The sequence below is a fragment of the Pseudomonas sp. JAI120 genome (genome assembly GCF_014207255.1).
In the GTDB taxonomy this organism is placed as follows: domain Bacteria; phylum Pseudomonadota; class Gammaproteobacteria; order Pseudomonadales; family Pseudomonadaceae; genus Aquipseudomonas.
The window spans coordinates 734651-755661 of sequence record NZ_JACHCZ010000001.1 but is presented as its reverse complement, the minus strand read 5'-3'; the positions used below and the strand labels follow the sequence as shown (position 1 = coordinate 755661).

Annotated in this window: 11 protein-coding genes; 8 read left to right on the top strand and 3 right to left on the bottom strand. The window is 63.8% G+C overall.

The features are described from left to right. Window positions 1-2 precede the first annotated feature (2 nt). From HDC32_RS03430 to HDC32_RS03420, 3 genes are read left to right on the top strand one after another with little or no spacing between them, the layout of a single operon-like run. Window positions 3-893, top strand: coding sequence for a MaoC/PaaZ C-terminal domain-containing protein (locus tag HDC32_RS03430; RefSeq protein ID WP_145337542.1), 891 nt, complete (start codon window positions 3-5; stop codon window positions 891-893). After that, complete coding sequence (locus HDC32_RS03425) at window positions 890-2188, top strand: acetyl-CoA C-acetyltransferase (protein ID WP_145337543.1); 1299 nt, start codon at window positions 890-892, stop codon at window positions 2186-2188. Before HDC32_RS03430 ends, HDC32_RS03425 begins: the two co-directional genes overlap by 4 nt. Window positions 2189-2219: 31 nt before the next feature. Continuing rightward, window positions 2220-3923, top strand: a complete 1704-nt coding sequence (locus HDC32_RS03420) for an AMP-binding protein (RefSeq protein WP_167655824.1) — start codon at window positions 2220-2222, stop codon at window positions 3921-3923. A 659-nt stretch (window positions 3924-4582) separates the two neighbouring features. Here HDC32_RS03420 and HDC32_RS03415 read toward each other — a convergent pair. Then, window positions 4583-5698 carry a Gfo/Idh/MocA family protein gene (locus tag HDC32_RS03415; RefSeq protein WP_145337546.1) on the bottom strand — a complete coding sequence of 372 codons (1116 nt, stop codon included), beginning with the start codon at window positions 5696-5698 and terminating at the stop codon, window positions 4583-4585. Window positions 5699-5996: 298 nt separating this feature from the next. On the opposite strand from HDC32_RS03415, the gene HDC32_RS03410 reads away from it, so the two are divergent. Both HDC32_RS03410 and HDC32_RS03405 read left to right on the top strand, forming a co-directional pair. Next, entirely contained in the window at window positions 5997-7025 is a 1029-nt protein-coding gene (locus tag HDC32_RS03410) for a YCF48-related protein (RefSeq protein WP_178116777.1), read from the top strand. Between the two features lie 15 nt (window positions 7026-7040). Then, the gene (locus tag HDC32_RS03405) at window positions 7041-9416 is read left to right on the top strand and encodes an RND family transporter (RefSeq protein WP_184742511.1); all 2376 of its coding nucleotides are present in this window, start codon (window positions 7041-7043) and stop codon (window positions 9414-9416) included. 94 nt (window positions 9417-9510) lie between these two features. On the opposite strand, the gene HDC32_RS03400 is transcribed toward HDC32_RS03405, so the two are convergent. After that, window positions 9511-14166 carry a hypothetical protein gene (locus HDC32_RS03400; RefSeq protein ID WP_184742510.1) on the bottom strand — a complete coding sequence of 1552 codons (4656 nt, stop codon included), beginning with the start codon at window positions 14164-14166 and terminating at the stop codon, window positions 9511-9513. A gap of 42 nt (window positions 14167-14208) precedes the next feature. Then, window positions 14209-19065 (bottom strand): hypothetical protein, encoded by a 4857-nt coding sequence (locus HDC32_RS03395; RefSeq protein WP_184742508.1) that lies wholly within the window; start codon window positions 19063-19065, stop codon window positions 14209-14211. Window positions 19066-19205: 140 nt separating this feature from the next. Between HDC32_RS03395 and HDC32_RS03390 the strand changes: the two genes are divergently transcribed. The 3 genes from HDC32_RS03390 to HDC32_RS03380 all read left to right on the top strand — a co-directional run bounded on the left by HDC32_RS03390 (window position 19206) and on the right by HDC32_RS03380 (window position 20994). Next, the gene (locus HDC32_RS03390; RefSeq protein WP_131700572.1) at window positions 19206-19496 is read left to right on the top strand and encodes a DUF5629 family protein; all 291 of its coding nucleotides are present in this window, start codon (window positions 19206-19208) and stop codon (window positions 19494-19496) included. After that, window positions 19483-20658: a lactonase family protein gene (locus HDC32_RS03385; RefSeq protein WP_145337550.1), complete on the top strand. Its 1176-nt coding sequence runs from the start codon at window positions 19483-19485 to the stop codon at window positions 20656-20658. The genes HDC32_RS03390 and HDC32_RS03385 overlap by 14 nt, the downstream gene beginning before the upstream one ends. Before the next feature lie 156 nt (window positions 20659-20814). Further along, a complete protein-coding gene (locus tag HDC32_RS03380) occupies window positions 20815-20994 on the top strand; it encodes a hypothetical protein (protein WP_145337551.1) in 180 nt (59 codons plus the stop codon). The last annotated feature ends 17 nt before the right edge of the window (window positions 20995-21011 follow it).

Genomic DNA, 21011 nt, shown 5'->3' with positions numbered 1-21011 from the left:
CCATGGACTACGTGACGCAGATCATCGACCCACCGCCATCACGCACGCGCCTGTTGCTGGACGGCGTGCGTGGCTTGCGCAAGCCCAAGTTCGACGGCGCCCCGCTGTTGCCCAAGGAGCGCCTGGTGCGCTCGGCGGTGGAGTTGTCCGCCGCCGGTATCGCCGCCTATGGCCGTGCCTGTGGTTTTCGCCGCGAGCAGGGTGTGCCGTTGTCTTACCCCCATGTGCTGGCGTTCCCCCTGCACCTGATGCTGCTGACCCGTCCGAGTTTTCCGTACCCGGCCAGCGGCATGGTGCACCTGGCCAACCGCATCCGGCAGCACCAGCGGCTGCGGGAAGGCCAGGCGCTGCGCCTGGACGTCTTTTGTGAACGCTGGGTGGCCCATGCCAAGGGCCAGGCGCTGAGCATCGCCACCCGCGCCTACAGCAGCGGCACCCTGGTGTGGGAAAGCGACAGCCTGTACCTGCGCCGCGAGGTCAAAAGTCCCGTCGGCGAGCCGTGGGAGGACGCGCTGGCCTTGCAGGAGGAAGGCCTGTTGCGTACGCAGCGCTGGGTGTTGCCGGCCAATCTGGGGCGGCGCTTCGCCAAGGTCTCGGGGGACTTCAACCCGATCCACACCTCACTGATCGGCGCCAGGCTCTTCGGCTTTCGCCGCGCCATCGCCCATGGCATGTGGACCCTGGGCCGCGCATTGGCCGCTCAACAACCGCCCGGTGGCCTGGATCAGGCCCAAGCCCATTGCGACTTCAAGCTACCGATCTTTTTGCCCGGCCAGGTCGCCCTGTGGCAACACCCCGTGAGCGGCCCGCGCCGCGAATTCGAAGTGCGCAATTTCGCCGGCGACAAACCGCATATGCGCGGGCTATTTGTCTGGAATGAGAGCCCTACATGAGTGACTACAGCTTCAATCCGGCCCCGACCCGCCGCGTGGCGATTATCGGCGGCAACCGCATCCCGTTTGCCCGTTCCAACACGGTGTACGCCCACGACAGCAACCAGGACCTGCTGGTGGCGGCGCTGCAGGGCCTGGTCGACCGTTACAACCTGCACGGCCAGCGCCTGGGCGAGTTTGCCGCCGGCGCGGTGATCAAGCATTCGCGGGATTTCAACCTGGCGCGCGAGTCGCTGTTGTCGACCACCTTGTCCCCGCAGACCCCGGCCTACGATGTGCAGCAAGCCTGCGGCACCGGCCTGGAAGCAGCCTTGCTGGTGGCGAACAAAATCGCCCTCGGCCAGATCGAGGTGGGCATCGCCGGTGGCGCCGACACCACCTCCGACGCGCCCATCGGCATCAATGAGTCCCTGCGCCACACCTTGCTCGCGGCCAACCGCGCCAAGGGCATGGGCGACACGTTGAAGGCGCTGCTGAAGGTGCGCCCGTCGATGTTGTTCAAGCCGCTGTTGCCGCGCAATGGCGAGCCGCGCACCGGCTTGTCCATGGGCGAGCATTGCGAGGCAATGGCCCAGCGTTGGCAGATCAAGCGCCTGGCCCAGGATGAGCTGACCCTCACCAGCCACCAGCGCCTGGATGCCGCGTATCAGCGCGGTTTCTTCGACGACCTGATCAGCCCCCATCGCGGCCTGGCGCGGGACAACAACCTGCGCGCCGACGCCAGCCTGGAGAAACTCGCCGGGCTGTCCCCGGCCTACGATCGCCAGAACGGCACCCTCACGGCGGGCAACTCCACGCCACTGACGGATGGCGCTTCGGTGGTGCTGTTGGCCAGCGAAGAGTGGGCGACCGCCAATGGCTGGCCGGTGTTGGCCTACCTGCGCACGGGCGAGACAGCGGCGGTGAGTTTTGTCGACGGCAGCGAAGGCCTGTTGATGGCCCCGGCCTATGCGGTACCGCGCATGCTCAAGCGCGAAGGGTTGAGTTTCGCCGACTTCGATTTCTTCGAGATCCACGAAGCGTTTGCCGCCCAGGTGCTGTGCACGCTCAAGGCCTGGGAAGACGCCGATTACTGCCGCGAACGGCTCGGCCTGGACGCGCCACTGGGGGCCATCGACCGCGCCAAAATGAACGTCAACGGCGGCTCCCTCGGCTGCGGTCACCCGTTTGCCGCCACCGGTGGCCGGCAATTGGCGGCCCTGGCCAAGGCCATTCACGAGCGGGGCGGCGGTCGCGGCCTGATATCCATCTGCGCGGCGGGCGGGCTGGGCATTACCGCCATCGTCGAAAAGTAGCGCCAACAAAAACAACAACAAGGAGACTGCCATGAACGCTATCAGCCTGGAACACGCCGAACGGGTGTGGTTGAACGCTTACCTGCCCGGCGTCCCGGCAGACATCGATGCCGCTATCGAGGACTACCCGTCGCTGCGCGAGGTGTTCCTGGAACACCTGGAGAAATTTCGCGAGCGGGTGGCCTACGTCAGCATCGGCACCGAAATGACCTACGCCGACTGGCAGGTGCAAGGCATTGCGTTTGCCGCCTGGCTGCAGGGCCAGGGCGTGAAGAAGGGCGACCGCGTGGCGCTGATGATGCCCAACTGCTTGCAGTACCCGATCTGCCTGCTGGGCACCATCCTGGCCGGCGCGGTGGTGGTCAACGTCAACCCGTTGTACACCTCCCACGAGCTCAAGCATCTGCTCAAGGACAGCGGCGCCGAAACCGTGGTGATCTTCGAAAACTTCGCCCACACCCTGGAAAAAGTCATTGCCGGCAGCAGCGTCAAGCGCGTGGTGGTGGCCGCCATTGGCGACTTGCTTGGCACCTTCAAGGGCGCGGCGATGAACTTCATCCTGCGCCGCGTTCAAAAGCAGGTGCCGGCCTTCAACCTGAGGGGCTCGGTGCGTTTCAACCAGGTGCTGAAACAGGGCCGCGCGCTCAACCACTTCCCGGTGGACATGCACCTCGACGACCTGGCCTTCCTGCAATACACCGGCGGCACCACGGGGGACGCCAAGGGTGTGATGCTCAGCCATCGCAACATCATCGCCAACCTGTTGCAGGCCAAGGCCTGGGTCGGCGACCAGTTGGACCAGGACAAACAGGAAACCAACGTCACCCTGCTGCCGCTGTACCACATCTTTTCGCTGACGGTGAATTGCCTGATGTTCATGTGCCTGGGTGGGCGCAACATACTCATCGCCAACCCCAGGGATGTGAAGCGGGTGCAGATGATCCTGCGCAAGGAGCGCTTCAATGGCATCGCCGGGGTCAATACGCTGTTCAACGGCCTGCTGGAGAACAAAGAGTTCTGTGCGCGGGACTTCTCCGACCTGCGCATGGTGATTGCCGGCGGCATGGCCACGCACACGGCGGTGGCCAAGCGCTGGAAGGAAGTCACCGGGCTGCCGATCATCGAAGGCTACGGCCTCACCGAATGCTCGCCGGTGGTGAGCATCAGCCCGATCGACATTGCGCGCATGCGCGAAATGGAATTCACCGGCAGCATCGGCGTCCCGCTGCCGTCGACCTGGGTGCGGTTTATGCGGGAAGACGGCGAACTGGCCGATATCGGCGAGCAGGGCGAACTGCAAGTGCGCGGCCCACAGGTGATGCAGGGCTACTGGAAGCGGCCGAAGGAAACCGCCGAAGTGCTCGACGCCGAAGGCTGGTTGTCGACCGGTGACATCGGCGTGATGGATGAACGCGGCTTTATCCGCCTGGTGGACCGCAAGAAAGACATGATCCTGGTCTCAGGCTTCAACGTGTACCCCAATGAAATCGAAGACGTGGTGGCGCTGCACCCGGGCGTCGGTGAAGTGGCGGCCATTGGGGTGGAAGATGGCGTGACGGGGGAAAAGGTCAAGATCATCGTGGTGCGCAAGGACCCGAACCTGACCCAGGAGCAGATCCTCGCCCATTGCCGGGAATACCTGACGGGTTACAAGGTGCCCAGGTATGTGGAGTTTCGCACTACCGAGTTGCCCAAGACCACTGTGGGTAAAGTACTGCGCCGAGCCTTGCGCTGATTTAAATGTGTGTACGCGATCTAAATGTGGGAGGGGGCTTGCTCCCGATGGCGGCCTCTGGGCCGACCATGTGCTGGGGTTGGAATGAGTACATATCCGTTGCTGCGGTAACGGCCACTTAGGGTTCCGCTCTTACAGCGGGTCACTTTTGGAAGAGCGCCAAAAGTAACCAAAAACGCTTCGCCCCACCACTCGGCACCTCGCCTAGGCTCGGTGTGCCCGTAATCCGACAGTGATTTGGGGGCCGCCGCCACGCGCCATCCATGGCGCGGGGCGGCGAAACCGGCATCCCTGCCGGTTTACCCCCCAAATCACTATCGGATTCCGGCCAGCGTGGTTAACGGGGCGCCTGAGATCAAGATCAAAAGCAAGATCAAGAGCGGCTCGCTTCGCATCGTGGTTACCGTTGGCTGCTACAACGTTGTGTAGATGGTTGACGCTCCGCCATCGGCGGCATGGGTATCTACACAACTTTTCAGACCCTGACAAATCTCCCTGTGGCGAGCGGGCTTGTCCCGCGTTGGGCTGCGGAGCAGCCCCAAAACCAGCCGCAGTGGAGTGCCTGATACACCGCATTCGTCTTCATCAGGGGCGCTTCGCACGCCAACGCGGGACAAGCCCGCTCGCCACAGAGGTAGTGGGGCCTCCCTCCTACATGTTCAGAGCGAGTTCACGTTGACCCAGCGTTCTTCCTGGGCAGCCACACGAATCGCCGTCGCCAACCGCTCCACTTCCCACGCGGCTTCAAAGTCGGTGCCATCCGCGCCTTGCCCCGTCACGGCCATGATCAACTCCTGCACCTCCAGGGTCTTCAGCTCGTTGTACCCCAGCTGATGCCCCGCCGCCGGGCTGAACGCCGCGTAGCCGGGCAGGGCAGGGCCGGCCAGCAAACGCTGGAAACCGTCCTGGCCGGCACGGCACAGGCGCAGTTCATTCAAGCGCTCCTGATCGAACGCCAACGTGCCCTTGGTGCCGCTGATCTCGAAACTCAGGTGGTTCTTGTAACCATGCTTGAGCCAACTGCTGCTCACCGTACCGCGCGCACCGTTGGCGAAGCGCAGCAGGGCGTGCACCTGGTCATCCACCGCGATGGCTTTCTGCTCGGCGCTGCCGTTGACGGCCGGGCGTTGGGCGTGGACGGTCTGGGTGTCGGCGCATACGCCGGTCACATCGCCCACCAGGTAACGCGCCATTGCCAGCAAGTGGCTGCCCAGGTCCGCCAGGGCGCCACCGGCGTGCCCCACTTCACAACGCCACGACCACGGTGACGCCGGGTCGGCCATGAAGTCTTCACTGAACTCGCCCTGGAAGCTGATGATGTCGCCGAGGTCACCCTCGGCAATCAGTTGCCGCGCCAGGCCGATCATCGGGTTGTGCTGGTAGTTGTAGCCGACCCGCGTCACCACCCCGGCTTTGCGGGCGGCTTGGCGCATGGCATCGGCCTGCTCCAGACTGACCGCCAGGGGTTTTTCGCAGTACACCGCCTTGCCCGCTGCAATGGCCGCCATCGCCATGGGAAAGTGCAGGTGGTTCGGCGTGGTGATGGCCACCACATCCACGGCGGGGTCGTCGATCAGCGCCTGCCAGTCGCCGTGGGCCTGGGCAAACCCCCAGGCCGTGGCACAGCGCTGGGCGCGCTCGGTGTCGGCATCGGCCAGGGCGGCCAGCTTGAGGTGTACCGGCAGTTCAAATACCGCCCGGGCATTGTTGAATGCCAGGGCGTGGGCGCGGCCCATGAAGCCTGTGCCGATCAAGCCGATTCCGAGTTCACGCATAGCCGTGGTCCTTTGGATTATTGTTTTCAGGAGGGCTATTAATGGAATAAAAATTCAAATAATTCAATAGATGGAATAAAAATTCATTAATCAGCCTGGCTAATACCCTCCTATTCAGGCATGGCCAAACGCCGTCAGTTAACAAAAGATAACGTAGCACCGATTGTCAGACGATTCGAAAGCCCGATAGGATGGCCCCTGCTTCCTCCAGGCGCTCTAGATTGCAGGTTTCAGGGCCCGGGAAGGCGAGACGACCTAACAATAATAAATGGGAGAAAGGTCTATGAGTGAGCCTGTCATGGGTTGGGTTGTTTGCCGCCCACGCGCCGCACGCAGGGTTGCGTTGCTGGCCGCAGCGCTCTCGCTGTTTGGGACTGTCGCGTTGCCGACTGTCGTCCAGGCCGCCAGCGATACCCCTTTTGCGATTGAATCCCCCAAGGCCGCCAAAGGCCTGATGATCGATGTCGTCCACGCCGGCAAGCGCCTGGTGGCGGTCGGTGATCGCGGGCACATCCTCTATTCCGATGACCAGGGCAACACCTGGACCCAAGCCAAAGTCCCCACCCAGCAGTTGCTCACGGCGGTGTATTTCGTCGATGACAAGCAGGGCTGGGCGGTTGGCCATGATGCGCAAATCCTCGCCAGTACCGACGGCGGCGCCACCTGGACCCAGCAATACCAGGACCTCAAGCGTGAATCCCCGCTGCTCGACATCTGGTTCAACGACGCCAGCCACGGCCTGGCCGTGGGCGCCTACGGGGCGCTGATCGAGACCACCGACGGCGGCAAGACCTGGAACGACGTCAGCGACCGCCTCGACAATGAAGACCAGTTCCACCTCAACGCTATTGCCCGGATCAAGGACGCCGGCCTGTTTATCGTCGGCGAGCAGGGCAGCATGTTCCGCTCCAGCGACGACGGCCAGACCTGGGAAAAACTCGAAGGCCCGTACGAGGGCTCGCTGTTTGGCGTGATCAGCACCGCACAACCTCAAACCCTGCTGGCCTACGGCTTGCGCGGCAACCTTTACCGTTCCACGGATTTCGGCAGCACCTGGGAACAGGTCGAACTGAATGCCGCACGCGGCGCATTGGAGTTCGGTTTGTCGGGGGCGACGTTGCTCGAGGACGGCGCCATCGTTGTCGTCGGCAATGGCGGCAGCGTGGTGGTCAGCCATGACGACGGCCAGACCTTCAGCGTGTTCAATCGCCCGGACCGCATTTCGTTGTCGGCCGTCACGGCGGCAGGCAATGGCAACTTGATTCTGGTCGGGCAGGGTGGCGTTCGCGTCGCCACACCCACTGGCGCCGAACCGACACAACAATAAGAAGGCGGGGAACGCATGAGCAGTCATCACAACGATAAAGCGACCTTTCTTGAGCGCCTGATCTTCAACAACCGCCCGGCAGTCATCGTGATCTGCCTGTTGGTGAGCATTTTCCTGTTCTGGCAGGCGACGTTGATTCGCCCGTCCACCAGCTTTGAAAAGATGATCCCGCTCAAGCACCCCTTCATCGAAAAGATGATGGAACACCGCAACGACCTCGCCAACCTGGGCAACACGGTGCGTATCTCGGTGGAGGCCAAGGACGGTGACATCTTCACTCAGTCATACATGGAGACCCTAAGGCAGATCAACGACGAGGTGTTCTACATCTCCGGCGTCGATCGTTCGGGCCTCAAGTCGCTGTGGAGCCCCAGCGTACGCTGGACCGAAGTGACCGAAGAAGGCTTTGCCGGCGGTGAAGTGATCCCGCAGAGCTACAACGGCTCGCCGCAAAGCCTCGATCAACTGCGCAACAACGTGCTCAAGTCCGGCCAGGTCGGGCGCCTGGTGGCCAACGATTTCAAATCGAGCATCGTCGATATCCCGCTGCTGGAGTCCTACCCGGACCCGCAGGACCAGGGCAAGTTGCTGGCCCTGGATTACCGCAAGTTTTCCCATGAGCTCGAAGACAAGATCCGCGACAAGTTCGAAGCCCAGAACCCCAACGTCAAAATCCACATCGTCGGCTTTGCCAAAAAGGTCGGTGACCTGATCGACGGCCTGGTGATGGTGGTGCTGTTCTTCGGTGTTGCGTTCATCATCACCCTGGTTCTATTGCTGTGGTTCACCAACTGCCTGCGCAGCACCATTGCGGTGTTGAGCACCACACTGGTGGCGGTGGTCTGGCAACTCGGCCTGATGCACTTCTTCGGCTTCGGGCTGGATCCGTATTCGATGCTGGTGCCGTTCCTGATCTTCGCCATCGGGATTTCCCACGGGGTGCAGAAGATCAACGGTATCGCCCTGCAATCCAGCGAGGCAGACAACGCGCTGACCGCCGCGCGGCGGACTTTCCGGCAACTGTTCCTGCCGGGGATGATCGCGATCCTCGCGGACGCAGTGGGCTTTATCACGCTGCTGATCATCGATATCGGCGTGATCCGCGAACTGGCCATTGGCGCGTCCATCGGCGTGGCGGTAATTGTGTTCACCAACCTGATCCTGCTGCCGGTGGCGATTTCTTATGCGGGCATCAGCAAGCGGGCCATTGCCCGGAGCAAAAAGGACGCGCACCGCGAACACCCGTTCTGGCGCCTGCTGTCGAAGTTCGCCAGCGCCAAAGTGGCGCCGGTGTCGGTGTTGCTGGCGCTGGTGGCGTTTGGCGGCGGCCTCTGGTACAGCCAGAACCTGAAGATCGGCGACCTCGACCAGGGCGCCCCGGAACTGCGTCCCGACTCGCGCTACAACAAGGACAACAACTTCATCATCAGCAACTACTCCACCAGTTCCGACGTGCTGGTGGTGATGGTCAAGACCAAGGCCGAAGGCTGCTCGCGCTATGAAGCCATGGCGCCCATCGACCAGTTGATGTGGAAAATGCAGAACACCGAAGGCGTGCAGTCGGCGATCTCGCTGGTGACCGTGTCCAAGCAGATGATCAAGGGCATGAACGAGGGCAACCTCAAGTGGGAAACCCTGTCGCGTAACCCCGACGTGCTGAACAACTCCATCGCCCGTGCCGATGGCCTGTACAACAACAATTGCTCACTGGCGCCGGTGCTGGTGTTCCTCAACGACCACAAGGCCGAAACCCTCGACCGCGCGGTGCATGCGGTGCAGGACTTCGCCAAGGAGAACAACAAGGACGGCCTGGAATTCATCCTCGCCGCCGGTAACGCCGGGATCGAGGCGGCCACCAACGAGGTGATCAAGGAGTCGGAACTGACCATCCTGATCCTGGTGTACCTGTGCGTGGCGACCATGTGCATGATCACCTTCCGTTCCTGGGCAGCGACCCTGTGCATCGTGCTGCCGCTGGTGCTGACCTCGGTGCTGGGCAACGCGCTGATGGCGTTCATGGGCATCGGCGTCAAGGTCGCGACCTTGCCGGTGGTGGCCCTGGGCGTGGGGATCGGCGTGGACTACGGCATCTACATCTACAGCCGCCTGGAAAGCTTCCTGCGGGCAGGTTTGCCGTTGCAGGAAGCCTATTACCAGACCCTCAAGTCCACCGGTAAAGCCGTGCTGTTCACCGGTTTGTGCCTGGCCATCGGCGTGTGCACCTGGATCTTCTCGGCCATCAAGTTCCAGGCCGACATGGGCCTGATGCTCACCTTCATGCTGCTGTGGAACATGTTCGGTGCACTGTGGCTGCTGCCGGCACTCGCGCGTTTCCTGATCAAACCCGAGAAGCTGGCGGGGCAGAAGGGCAACTCGTTGTTTGCCCACTAAAGCCTGGGTAAAAAACAATCTCCATGCCCGTTACGGTGAGCGGGCTCGCCACAGAAAGCCCGCTCGGCACTGCAAGCGGGCTCGCCACAGTTTTTCAGGAGGCCAGCGGCAGGAACCAACGCTCCGCCAGCGCCTTGCCGATCAACCCGCGATGCACATCCACCACCGCCTGGGGGCTTTGGGCCCTGGCCAGCTGCGAGTAGTAGCTCACCCGGCGTTGCTCGCGGATTTTCAGGTGCGCGGCGGTGTAGTTCTGCTTGGGCGTGTCAGCCGCCGGGTAATGGAAATGGGCGTACCACAAGGGGTAGCCACCCTGGTCGTTGACCGCGTATTCCTGGACAAAGTCCCGCCGGTCGCCGCTGAGCTGGATACGCTCGCCCAGCAGCGCCATGTTCGCGCGCTTTTGTTCGATCAGGAATTCCAGGTTGCCGTGGGTGGGAGGTAATTCGAGGCACAGCTGAATGCGTAGCGCCAGGCCACGCTCATTCAGGCGCACCGCGGCCTGGCGCATGTCGCGCTCCAGCGTCTGGTCTGCGGGCGTACGGGCCTCGGCTGGTTGGGCCTGGATGGCCCGGTACAGTTCGTTGGCCAATTTGTCGTAGCGTACCGACTCATGTTGCAGCACCTCCTGGACCTCTTCCGGATGCCTGGAGATTTTCATGTATTGATCGCCGCGCTTGAGGTGTTCTTCCAGCATGGCCAGCAGCTTGCGGGCTTCACCCTTGACCAGGCTCAGGCTGCGGGGAGCCGGTGCGGCTGTCGGCAGTACCGATTCCTTGAACTCGATCCATTGTTCGCCTCGTTGCGCATAAGTACCCAGCACCTCGCCGGTGACTTCCGAGCGAACCTCGACGGTTTCCAGGGTGCCCAGGGGTTTGACTTCGCCGATAAAGGTGCCTTTTTTGGGCGTGCGTATGACTTTTTTCTGCGGTCGGCCCACGGCCGTCGGGCTGCGCCGATTCGGGCGCCGGGGGGGCCGGGCAATCGGCTTGATTTCGCTGGCCAACTGCCTGGCCGCCTCCTGGTACAGCTCCCTCACCAGCGTGACCAGCTTGGGGAAATAGTCGCCGTCGAGTTCATCAGCGTTGACGATGCCAACTCCCTGCAATGAGTCCAGGCCCCGCCCATAGTGCTCCACCAGGCTTTCCAGCACGTTGATGCGTTCCTCTGCCGACAGTTCCAGGTCGTTCAGGTCACTGTGGGTACGCAAGTGCTCCTGAAGCGGCTCGAGGATATCGATCAGTACACTCACCAAGGGATGATCAGGGTGTTTATGGGTCATCAGTTCATAGTTGCGCATCAGCAGGGCCTTGACGGCCAAGGCACTGATTTCCTGCGGGCGTTCCCAGGTCAGGCGCTTGTAGTATTCAGCCCCGGCGTCGCCGAGGCTGAACAGCTGGTCGAGATAGCGGTCACGCCGTTCGAGCCAATGGGCCGAGCGTTCATTGATGGCAGTCATTGCGCGGATGAACTCGCGGTAAGCCGCGAAGTCGGTCAGTACCGCTTCGGCCAGGCGTGCGCCCTTGACGGTGAAGCGACTGTTGTTGTGGTAAAGCGCTGTACGGTCTTTTTCGGCCACCACCACATGTTTGCGCGCGTTGTTGACGATATTTTCCAATAAGCTCGCCACCGACTGGGGCGGCAAGGCAATCCCCAGCGCGCTGCGCTCTTGCAGGCTGTCCAGCTGTTGCTGGTAGGCCTGCGTCTGTTCCTGCAGCGCCGTATCGAAGCGTTGGCGACTGTCGGCCCGTTGCGTTTCGCTGAAGCGTGGGTCCTCGTCGGTTCTGGTCATCACCCCCAGGATAATGTCGATCCGACTCTGCTGGGCCGCCTGGCCCTGGATGAACTGTTCGAAGCTGAGCTTGAGTTCGCTGATGCGCTGCGCCTGGCGCTGGCGTTCGGCGGCAATCCGCTTGGGCGGCATGCCGCCACGCAGGCGCAGCCGCATGTCGACCGACCAGGTCCCGTCGCTCTCGCTGCGCAAGTAGGGGCCGTGGTGCGTCGCGTCGCCAGGCATCACCACGCGGATATCGCCCTCCGGCTCCAGGGCCACCTGCAGCCACTCGTCCTCCACCAGGGCATGCCAGGTGTTCTCCACCAGGTAGAGCCCGCGACGTGGCCCGTTCAATACCGGTTGGGGCAGGGGCGTCGGGCGAGGCGCGCGGAAGCTGGTCAGGCGGCTGCGCTGGATCGTGGTCAGACGCTGGCGTGCCTGGGTAAAACTCAAGTCCAGTAGAGTTTTGCCCGTCTGCGCTGGCGCGCCCGGCAGGATGACAGCGCCTTCACGGATCCTGGGCGGTGGCGGCAGCGGCCACTGCTCGGCGATCCACGGGGCCAGGGGCTCGGGCAATGCTTCGTCCTTGAGCCCTACCTCCAGCGCAGAGGGTGCGGCGATCACCACGGGAACGGCCTCAAGCAACAGCAAGCCGAGGTTGAGCAACAGGTCGACGGTCGCCAGTTCTCGGGTTTGCGGGTCTTGGGAGGCGAGCGCCGGGATGTCCTGGTCCAGGCTGGCCATCAGGCCCCACAGCCAGCCGGTCAGCATGGCCGGCCCACGCAGCAGTGGCAGCAACAGGTTACCGAACAACAAGCTGCTGCCTTCGCGCAGCACCTGCCAGCGGCCTTCGCTGTTGGACACCGATTCACGATTGGCCTGCTCCACCAGGGCCCGCGCGTGGTCGCTGTACAAGTAGCTCATCAGGCGCCCGGTCACCCGGCATTGTTGCAGCTCGTCATTGATACCATCGACGGACAGCGTGGCCGGCGCCGGTTTACTCAAGGGGGCGAATTCGTCGCCCTGGCCAAAGCGCAGCGAGTGGGGCTCGCGGAACCCGCCATTGGCGTAGATGGGCCGGGCTTTGTCACTCAGCCAGGTCAACACGCCGTCCTGCAAGGGGCCGCTCTCCGCGATGGCCTCGAACAGGGCCCGGCGGCTGGCAAATTCCTGGAGTGCCTCGGCATACAGCGGGCGGTACAACACATGGGGGCCGACGCGGATGTCTTCGGCCTCGATCAAGTACATCGCGGTGACCGTGTCCGGTTGGGCGCCGGGCGTCCGCAGCAGCGCCAGATGGCGGATCACCACGGGCCGTTGGTCGACCCTGTGGTTGGCAGCATCAGGCTCCATCAATGCCGCTACCAGGCGCGCGCCCGTGGCGCTCAGGCCCGCTTGCTGCTTGAGGTTCAGTTCCAGGGCCAGCAAGGGCAACTGCACGGCCTGTTGTTCGGCGAACAGGGTTTCACGCTGGCGTGCCTCGGCGCTTTCGCCAAGCAGATGTGTTTCCAGCAGGCGCGGGTAGTACTGGCCGATGTCCGCGCGTGCCACCGGGCCGTCGGCACCCATCAGGTAGTCGGCGGTCAGCCAGGCCGGTAGTGGCAAGCCGAGCCGGTGGGTGAGGGTCACGCTGCCGCTGGGGCGGCTGGACACGTTGTCGATGGCCAGGTCGGTCAGGCTCATGCGTTCATGCCGGATGATCCCGGCGGTACCCGGATAGCCGGCGGCGATGGCGAAGCTCAGTTGCAGGTCATCGGGATGCAGGGCGGCGACCGAGGGCGGCGTGAGCGCCGACATGCCCAAGGTCACGGCATCCTGCTGCAAGGCTTGCAACAGCGCGTTGACGGTGTAGGTACGCAGGTCATCGATGTCGCTGAAGGCGTTACGCCCCGCAGCCCGCCGTTTGGCCCCGGCGAGCGCCAGGGTATAGCGCCTGTACGTGGCCTGGTCGTCGGAACTGGCGTCGCGCAGCCAGGTCGGCAGGTGCTGGCGCAAGCTGTCCAGGGTTCGCGCTGGGGCGGCCGGCGCATCGCGCAAAAAACGCCCCGGGTCGGTGATGTCGGCGTACAGCGCCTGCCAGGTGCTGAAGGGCTGGCCGGTGGGCAGGCGCAGGCTGCCCAGGTCTTCGAGTTGGCGATTGAGGATCATCGACGCTTGGTGCTCGAAGGGATCGCCGTCGGGCTCGTAGCGTTGAATCAAGATGTCATCGACCTGGTACCGGCGGCTCAATTGTTGGCCGTAGGCCTGGATCAGTGCGTCCATGCTCTCGAACGTCTCGACGGTGTGTTCCGGGCTGCACAACAGCACCGAAACCTTGCCGTTGAAGGCGCGGACCAGAGCCAACTGCGGCCCGATCAGGGTCACGCTGCGTTCGGCGGTTGTGAGGGTGGCTTCCAGGCTGTACGCAATCACGGCATTCGCCCCATGACGTGCGATGCGTGCCTCGCGGTCCGGCCTCTCGAGCAACTGCTCGAGGGTCTCCCTGGCGGGTGGGTCCAGACTGGCCTGGCTCAGGGCACTGATGCGCAGGGTGTCTCTCAATACGCCAGCCAGCCAGCGCCAGGGGCCGCTATCCCAGTATTCGGTCAGCGCATTTTGCAGGGCGATGGGCAGGATGCGTGGCAGTTCGTCGACCAGCGTCGCGATGACCTGCATATCGAGTTTTTCCCCGGTCACACCGGGCAACTTCAGGCGCTTGGGTGGCTCGTCCGAGAGGTACCAGGGCGAGCCGTTCACGTCGCTGAAGTCCAACGCCACACCGCTGGCCAGGGCGTCGTGGACCACCTGCATAAAGGGCTGCAGCAGCCAGCCTCGGCGTTGTGGCCTGGCCAGGCGTGTGCGGCTGAGGTCCAGGCTCAGGCTGGGGTATCCGGCGCCGATGGCCGTGGCGAGTTGCTGGCGAATCACGCTGTCCAGTGTCGGTCGATCAGCGAAGCGAGCGCTGACGGCGTGGGCAATAGAATGAGGGGCTTGCATAAACATCCTTTTTGGCGAAGCGATGCCGTTCATGGCGGGATTTCAGCTGGGCAGCAGGCTTAGGAACAGGCGCTGATCCAGCGGTGCGGTGATCGGGTTGTACAGGTCGCGCACGATGCTTCGGTTGTCTGCCCCGGCCTGGGCGATCAGGTCCTTGAGGGTGACAAAGCGCTGTTCGGGACGCTTGAGATGCGCCGCCGTATAAGCGCCCGGCGGGCTGTCGGCCTGGCTGTAGTGAAAGTGGGCATACCACAGCACCGTGAGACGGTTCTTCTCGCGCACGGCGAACTCCGACACATAGTCCTTGGCGGCGGTGCGTTGCGGGCCGTGGACCAGGCCGATATCGATCGCGGCATGGGCCCGCAGGAACTCGATGTTTTCCTGGCGCGGGCGTTGAGCCTTGTAGCCCTCGATGCAATGCTGGCGGCCTTGGCTGCGCAACTCGTCGGCGCGCAGGCGCAGGCGCTCGACGGTCTGGAGCACGTCCGGCTTGTCGGCCGTGTGGCTGGACAACTCGGCGGCGACGCTGTCGAGGCGCTCGGCCTGGTGCGCGAGCATGTCGTGCCAGTCACGCGGGTTGAGATCATCGCGACGCGTCGGGTCGCCGAGTTTCTTCTTCTGGAACTCGATGGAGCGCTCGAGGGCCGGCACTTCTTCCAGCAACCGTTGCGCCTGGCTGCGCAGCGTGGACAGCGCGGGGGCCTGGGGTGGCTCGACGGGGCGGCTGGGCCTGGCCTCGATAATCTCCACCCACCCCTCGTTGGGGTGCTCCATGAAGCGCCCGCTGACCTGCTGGGTAATGGGGTTGCGGGTCACGATGGTAGGGAAGGGCTGGTCACTTTGTGCCGGCTCCAGTTCACCGACCAAGGCGCCTTTGTCCCGTGACTTGAATACGCGTTTGGTTCTTGACGGGGATCGCACCGGTTTGAAGGCGCCCGGTTGCGGCGGCAGGAATTCATCTTCGCGCAGCAGCGCGGCCAGGTCGGCCTCGGCGCTGTCGCGCGCGGTGTACAAGCGCTCGATCAACAGCGGCATATGCCGCGGGTGCACCAGGGGCGAGTCGAGCTCCAGCAGGCTCTGGTAAATCTGCAGGCGCCGGTTGTAATGCCTGACCAGGTTGGCCAGCACCTCCTTGCGCTCGGTCGGGGTGAAACCCTCGGTGGTCAGCAGGTCCAGGTGTGAGTCTTCCAGGGAAGACAGGGAGGATTGCAGGTGCTCATGGCGGGCCAGGAAATACTGCTCCTGGGGCGTTGTGGCCGGGATCGTCTGGTCGATGCTCAACTCGGTCAGTACATCCAGGGATTCGAGGGTGGCATTGAGGCGGTTGTAGAACCGGCGCTTGGGATGCCCGTTGAGGTAGTTCAGGCGCTGGGCCGCGCCGGTTTTCAAGCGTGTGGCCATCGCCTCCAGGGTGTCCTCGATGGCGATCATTGCCTGGGCATGGCGCTCGGACACGGCGAAGTTGGTTTCCAGCAGGTCTTTGACATAGCGGATTGCCCCCGCGTCCTGGGCGCGGCTTTGCAGGTCGATCAGCGACTCACCCTGCTCGGACATGAACGTCGCCAGGTACAGGGACGACAACTGGCTGACACGAATTTCATCGGTGGCCAGGATCGACTGGTATTGCTCCACGCACAGCCCTTCGTAGTCAAAGCGGCTGTCCACCGCCTTCATCCGGGCGTAGGCCTCAATCAACGTGCGCCGTTGTTGCAGCAACTCGGCGGCGGCCACGTCGAAGCGCTCCTGAAATGCCTGGAAGCCGGCCCTGGCCCGAGAGCGCTGAGCGACGCTGGCCAGGTGCTCGGCCACCCGCGTCGGGTCGTCAGGTGCGCCGCGCAAGCGGTTGCGGGCCAGGCCCAAGGCATTGTGGGCCTGCTCGAACTTCAGGCGGGCGGCATCCAGCACCTGGTCGATAGGCTGCAGGCGTTTGATCAGGCTGCTGACCTCATCACTGATGCGATTGATTTCATCCGACACTTGGGTGCGCTGCTGGTCGATCTGCGCCAGCTTGGCCTTGAGCCGGTTTTTCGGCCCGCCACCGCGCAGTTTCAGGCCCAGGTCCAGGCCCCATTGTCCACGGGCATTGCGTGCCAGTGCAAACCCCGGATGTTGCGGTTTTTGCGGGTGGATCAGCGTCACTTCGCCGAATTCCGGCACGATGGCGACCCGAAACAGCAGGCCGGCCACCGAGGCATGCCATTGCTGGTCGATGCGGTACAGCCCTTTGAACATGCCGACTTCCAGCGGCTCGGGCGCCGGCACCGGCCATGGCACCCGCAGCTCGCGCAGGGCATCGAGCAGTCGTCGACGGCTGGCGTCGCGGGCGTTGGAATGAATGAAATCGACCAGGGTCCGGTCGCCGGCCGGCGGCTCCGCGGGCAGGCCCACCGGCCCCAGTTCCACCGGTGTGGTCGGGTGTGGCGCAAGGCCTGTGGGGTGCTGCAGGGCCGCGAGGGTGGCCGGCAAGGCGGGCTCCGAGGGTAACTCGATGGTCGGGTGTTGCCGGGTGCCCATGTGCAGCAGGATCAGGCCGATATTGAGCAGCACGTCGACCCAGGCCAGCTCGCGGGCGGCGGCATCGTCGCCTTGCAGGGCGGCCATATCGTGCTGGAGGCTGACCGCCAGTTGCATCATCCAGCCGGCGACCATCGCCGGCCCGCGCAGCAGCGGCATCAGCAGGGCGTTGAACAACAACCAGCCCCCTTCGAGCAACACCGCCCAACGGCTTTCGGCATTGGACACCGAGTCGCGGTCCGCCAGGTCCACCAGCGCCCGGGCGTTGCTGCCGTAGAGATACTGGGTCAGGTTGCCGGTGGCCAGGCATTGGGCCAGGGAACCCTGGACCTCGTCGCCATTGGCGTCATGTGCCAACTGTGCAGGCGGCGGTGCTGGCCACTGCACCGTGTCGTCGCCCTGGCCGAAGCGCAGGATATGCGGGCTGCGGAAGCCATCGTGGCTGTAGATCGGCCGGGCCTTGTCGGTCATCCAGGCCAGCACGCTGTCTTGCAGTGAACCGGGTTGGGCGATGGCGTCGAACAGGGCCGCGCGGCTGGCGAATTGCTGCAACGCGTCTGAGTACAGCGGGCGGTAGAGAATGGACGGCCCGGCGTCGATGTCACGGGCCTCGATGATAAACATATTGCCGACGATATCCGGCACGGCAGCGGGCTTGCGGGCGAAGGCCAGCGGGCGCATCACGATGTCGAGGGTATCGACCACGCGCCCCGCCGTGCTGGCGTGCAGCACGGCCTTGACGTAGCGATAACCCAGGAAGCTGAAGCCCTGTTGCCGGCGAATCGCCAGTTCCAGGGCCTGGCGCGGCAGTTGCACCGTCAGCGCCTGGCCGAACAGCATCTCACGCCGGCGTACCTGTGGGGTGTCGCCCAGCAGCAGGCCGCGCAGCTGTTGCGGGTAGTCCCGGCCGATATCCACTTGGCGGATCAGGCCGGGCGTGCTGTGGAACAGGCCTTTTTCCCCGAGGATGTAGTCCTCGGTCAGCCAGGCCGGGAGGGCGGCCCCGGACGTGTCCTGCAAGGTCATGCGGCCGTGAGGCGCGGCGGCGAGGTTCTTGATGGCCAGCTCGGTCAGGCCCAGGGTCACCGGTGCCAGGTAGCCGCCGTGCAAGTCACCCACCGGGACGTGGAAGGTCAGCCGCAGGTTGTCCGGGTCCACGGTGGAGCCGGGGTGGTCGCGGCGCATCTGCTCGCGCAGGGTGCGGGAGGCAAAGGCCGGCAGGCTCTCGACCCCGTCCAGGAACGACGCCCCGGTCTGTTGGCGCTGCAGGTGTGCCTGTTCCAACAGACCCTGGCGATAGGCGAAGCGCTGCTGGGCAGTGGCGGTCTGCAGCCAGGCGGGCAGCGCCGTGTGGATGGCGTCCTGATGTGTCGGGTCGGGCGCCGGCGCAGCGATGAAGGCTGAACTGGGGTCCGTCGCCTGGGCAAATCGCTGCTCCAGACTGCGCACGCCGTCGGAGGCGGGCAGGGCGATTGCTTCGAGGTCGTCCAGTTGCTGGTTGAGCAACAGGGCGGCCTGGGTATCGAAGAGATTGCCATCGGGCTCGTAGCGCCTGACCACCACCTTGTCGACCTGCAACCGCTGGCTCAGGCGCTGGCCCCAGGCTTGGGTGAAGGCCTCCAATGAGGCAAATGGCTCGACGCTGCCCGACGCCTGGCACAGCAAGGCCTGGTGGCCTTGTACCAACAGCAGGTCGCTGCTCAACAGGCGAGCTTCGCGTTCCTGCTGGGTCACACAGGCTTCCAGGCAGTAAGCATGCACAAAGCCGCCGGGCCCCGCCTGGCGTTCGCGCCGGTCAGGCTGGCGGGTCAGGCTGTCCAGCATGTCTCGCGGCGTACCGGCGGGCAGCAGACTTGCGCTGCTTTTGAGGGTATCCGCCAGCAGATCGCCGAGCCATTGCCAACGGCTGGTGCCCGTGTCGGCATCGCCGTTCCAATAGGTGGCCAGGGCTTGCTGAAAAGCGATGGGCAGGGTGAAGGCCAGGTCCAGGATCAGCCGTTCGATCACCGCCATGTCCGGCTCGCGCGGGCCATTGGCCTCAAAGGTCAAGCGTGAGGGCGGGCGCTGGGACAGGAAGCAGCGGCGCTGGTCGACCGCCTGGGTCAGGTTCAGGTCCGTGCCATTGCCCAGGTGTTCGAGGACCACATCGGTCAAGCGCCAGAGGTCCCAGCCGCGCCGTTGGTTGGGGGTGGCCAGCTTGAGGGTGGACAGATCCAGATGCAGCGATGGGAACTGTTCCTGCAGGCGTTCGTGCAGGTGCAGTTCGACCACCTGGCGCAACGTCGGGCGTGTGGCGAACTGCTGGGAGACCGCCAGGGCGGGAGTGTTGCTGCGGTGTGCGAACTGCAGGGGCCCCGTCGGCGAGGCGATAGAAGTGTCTGGCATAGGAGATTCCGTTCTTTGGGGTGGTTCGCCCCCAGAATGGCAAGCGCCGGCCGCCGCGGTGCGGTAGCCCGCTATCGCGGCACGACGGCATCGCCGGATTGGCCTATCATCAGCGTTTTTTCCAGCGATGAATGAACCTGATGACTGCCGCCTCCCTGCTTACTGAACTCCAAACCAGCGACATGCTCGAAATCGATGGGCTGCATGCCTTTGATTTCACGCTCGACGATCAACAGCTGCTGATCAAGAGCATGGACGGTCGGGCCGAGAAACGCTGGACGTTCAGCCTGGCGCAAATAGAGGCTGCGACCTTTGATGACGCCTTGCAAAGCTGGACCCTCACCGGTGATTCGGGCGAGCACCGCCTGGTGTGCATGGCCGCCTTCACCGGCAACAATAACGACGAGGAAGACGAGCATGATGATGCGTAAATTCTGGCCGCTGCTGATGGCCGGCAGTGTGGGCGCGATGTCGGTGCAGGCTGCACCGGCTGACACTTATGAGTTGTTGGTGGGCAGCTACACCGCCGGCTCCAGCGAAGGCATTTATCGCCTGCAATTCGACAGCCGCACCGGTCAGTTCCAAGGCAAGCCGGTACTGGCCGCGAAGGCCGCCAACCCGTCGTGGCTGACGGTCTCAAAAGACCAGAAGCATCTGTTTGTGGTCAATGAGAACGGCCCTGGCCAGCAAGACCCGGTCGGTCGCGTGAGCAGCTACAGCATCGACCCGAAGAGTCATCAGCTCACCCTGATCAACCAGGTGCAGAGCCTGGGCAATGAGCCGACCCATTCCAGCGTCGCCGCGGATGGGCGTTACCTGTTCGTCGCCAATTATTCGGTGGTGGAAGATCCGGGTGGCAGTCTGGCGGTCCTGCCGGTGGACGCTGCCGGCAAGCTGTCGGCCCCGGTGCAGTTGAGCGGGCACCCGGCCAGTCGCGTCAATCCCGAGCGCCAGGCCTCCAACCATGTGCATTCGGTGGTGTCGTCGCCGGATGGCAAGTACGTGTTTGTGCAGGACCTGGGCGCGGACAAGGTCTTCGCCTACCGCTACGACCCCAAGGCCAATCACGAACTGCCGCTGACCCCTGCCAACCCGGCATCGGTGCCCTTGCCACCGGGCAGCGGCCCGCGCCACCTGCTGTTCAGCGCCGATGGCAAGCATGCCTGGCTGACCACCGAGATGAGCGCCCAGGTCGCGGTGTTTGATTACGCCGACGGCACGCTTCGCCAGACCCAATTGGTCGACTACGCCGCCGGGCAACCGGTGTCCGACAAGGCCGGCGCCGCACTGCACGCCTCCAGCGATGGCAAGTTCCTCTACGTGAGCAATCGCGGCACCGCCAACCAGATCATCGTATTTGGCGTGGACCCGGCAACCGCCCACCTCAAGGAGCTGCAGCGCCGCAGCGTCGAAGGCGACCACCCGAGGGAGTTCAGCCTCGATCCGAGCGGCAAGTTCCTGCTGATCGCCAACCAGAAGAGCAACGAAATCGTGGTGGTCGAGCGTGACCCCAAGACCGGCCTGCTGGGTAAAACCGTGCAGAAATTGCCGATCGATGCCCCCAGCGACCTCAAGTTCCTGGTGCGTCAATAAGCCACAGGCCTCGCAGTGCGGGGCCTGACCCTTAGTATTAATTGTATTAATAGCGGCTACTGTTTCAAAGCATTTCTAAGGTTCAACCCTCGGGCGTAAGTTGGGTTCCAAGGCCTTCCCCGGCCACCCAACCAAACGAATACAAGGGTTACCGACATGAACTTGAATCTCTTCTCCGTCATCGCCGCCTCCGCCGTTTCCGCCACCGTGGCCCTGCCTGCCGCTGCCAGCGTGGAAGTCACCGGCACAAAATCCAGCACCAGTGCCTACACCCAGAAATACCTGCAACAAAGCGCCAACTTCTACGCCGCCCTGGATCACAAGACCCAGCAATGAGCGCTGATTGACCCTGC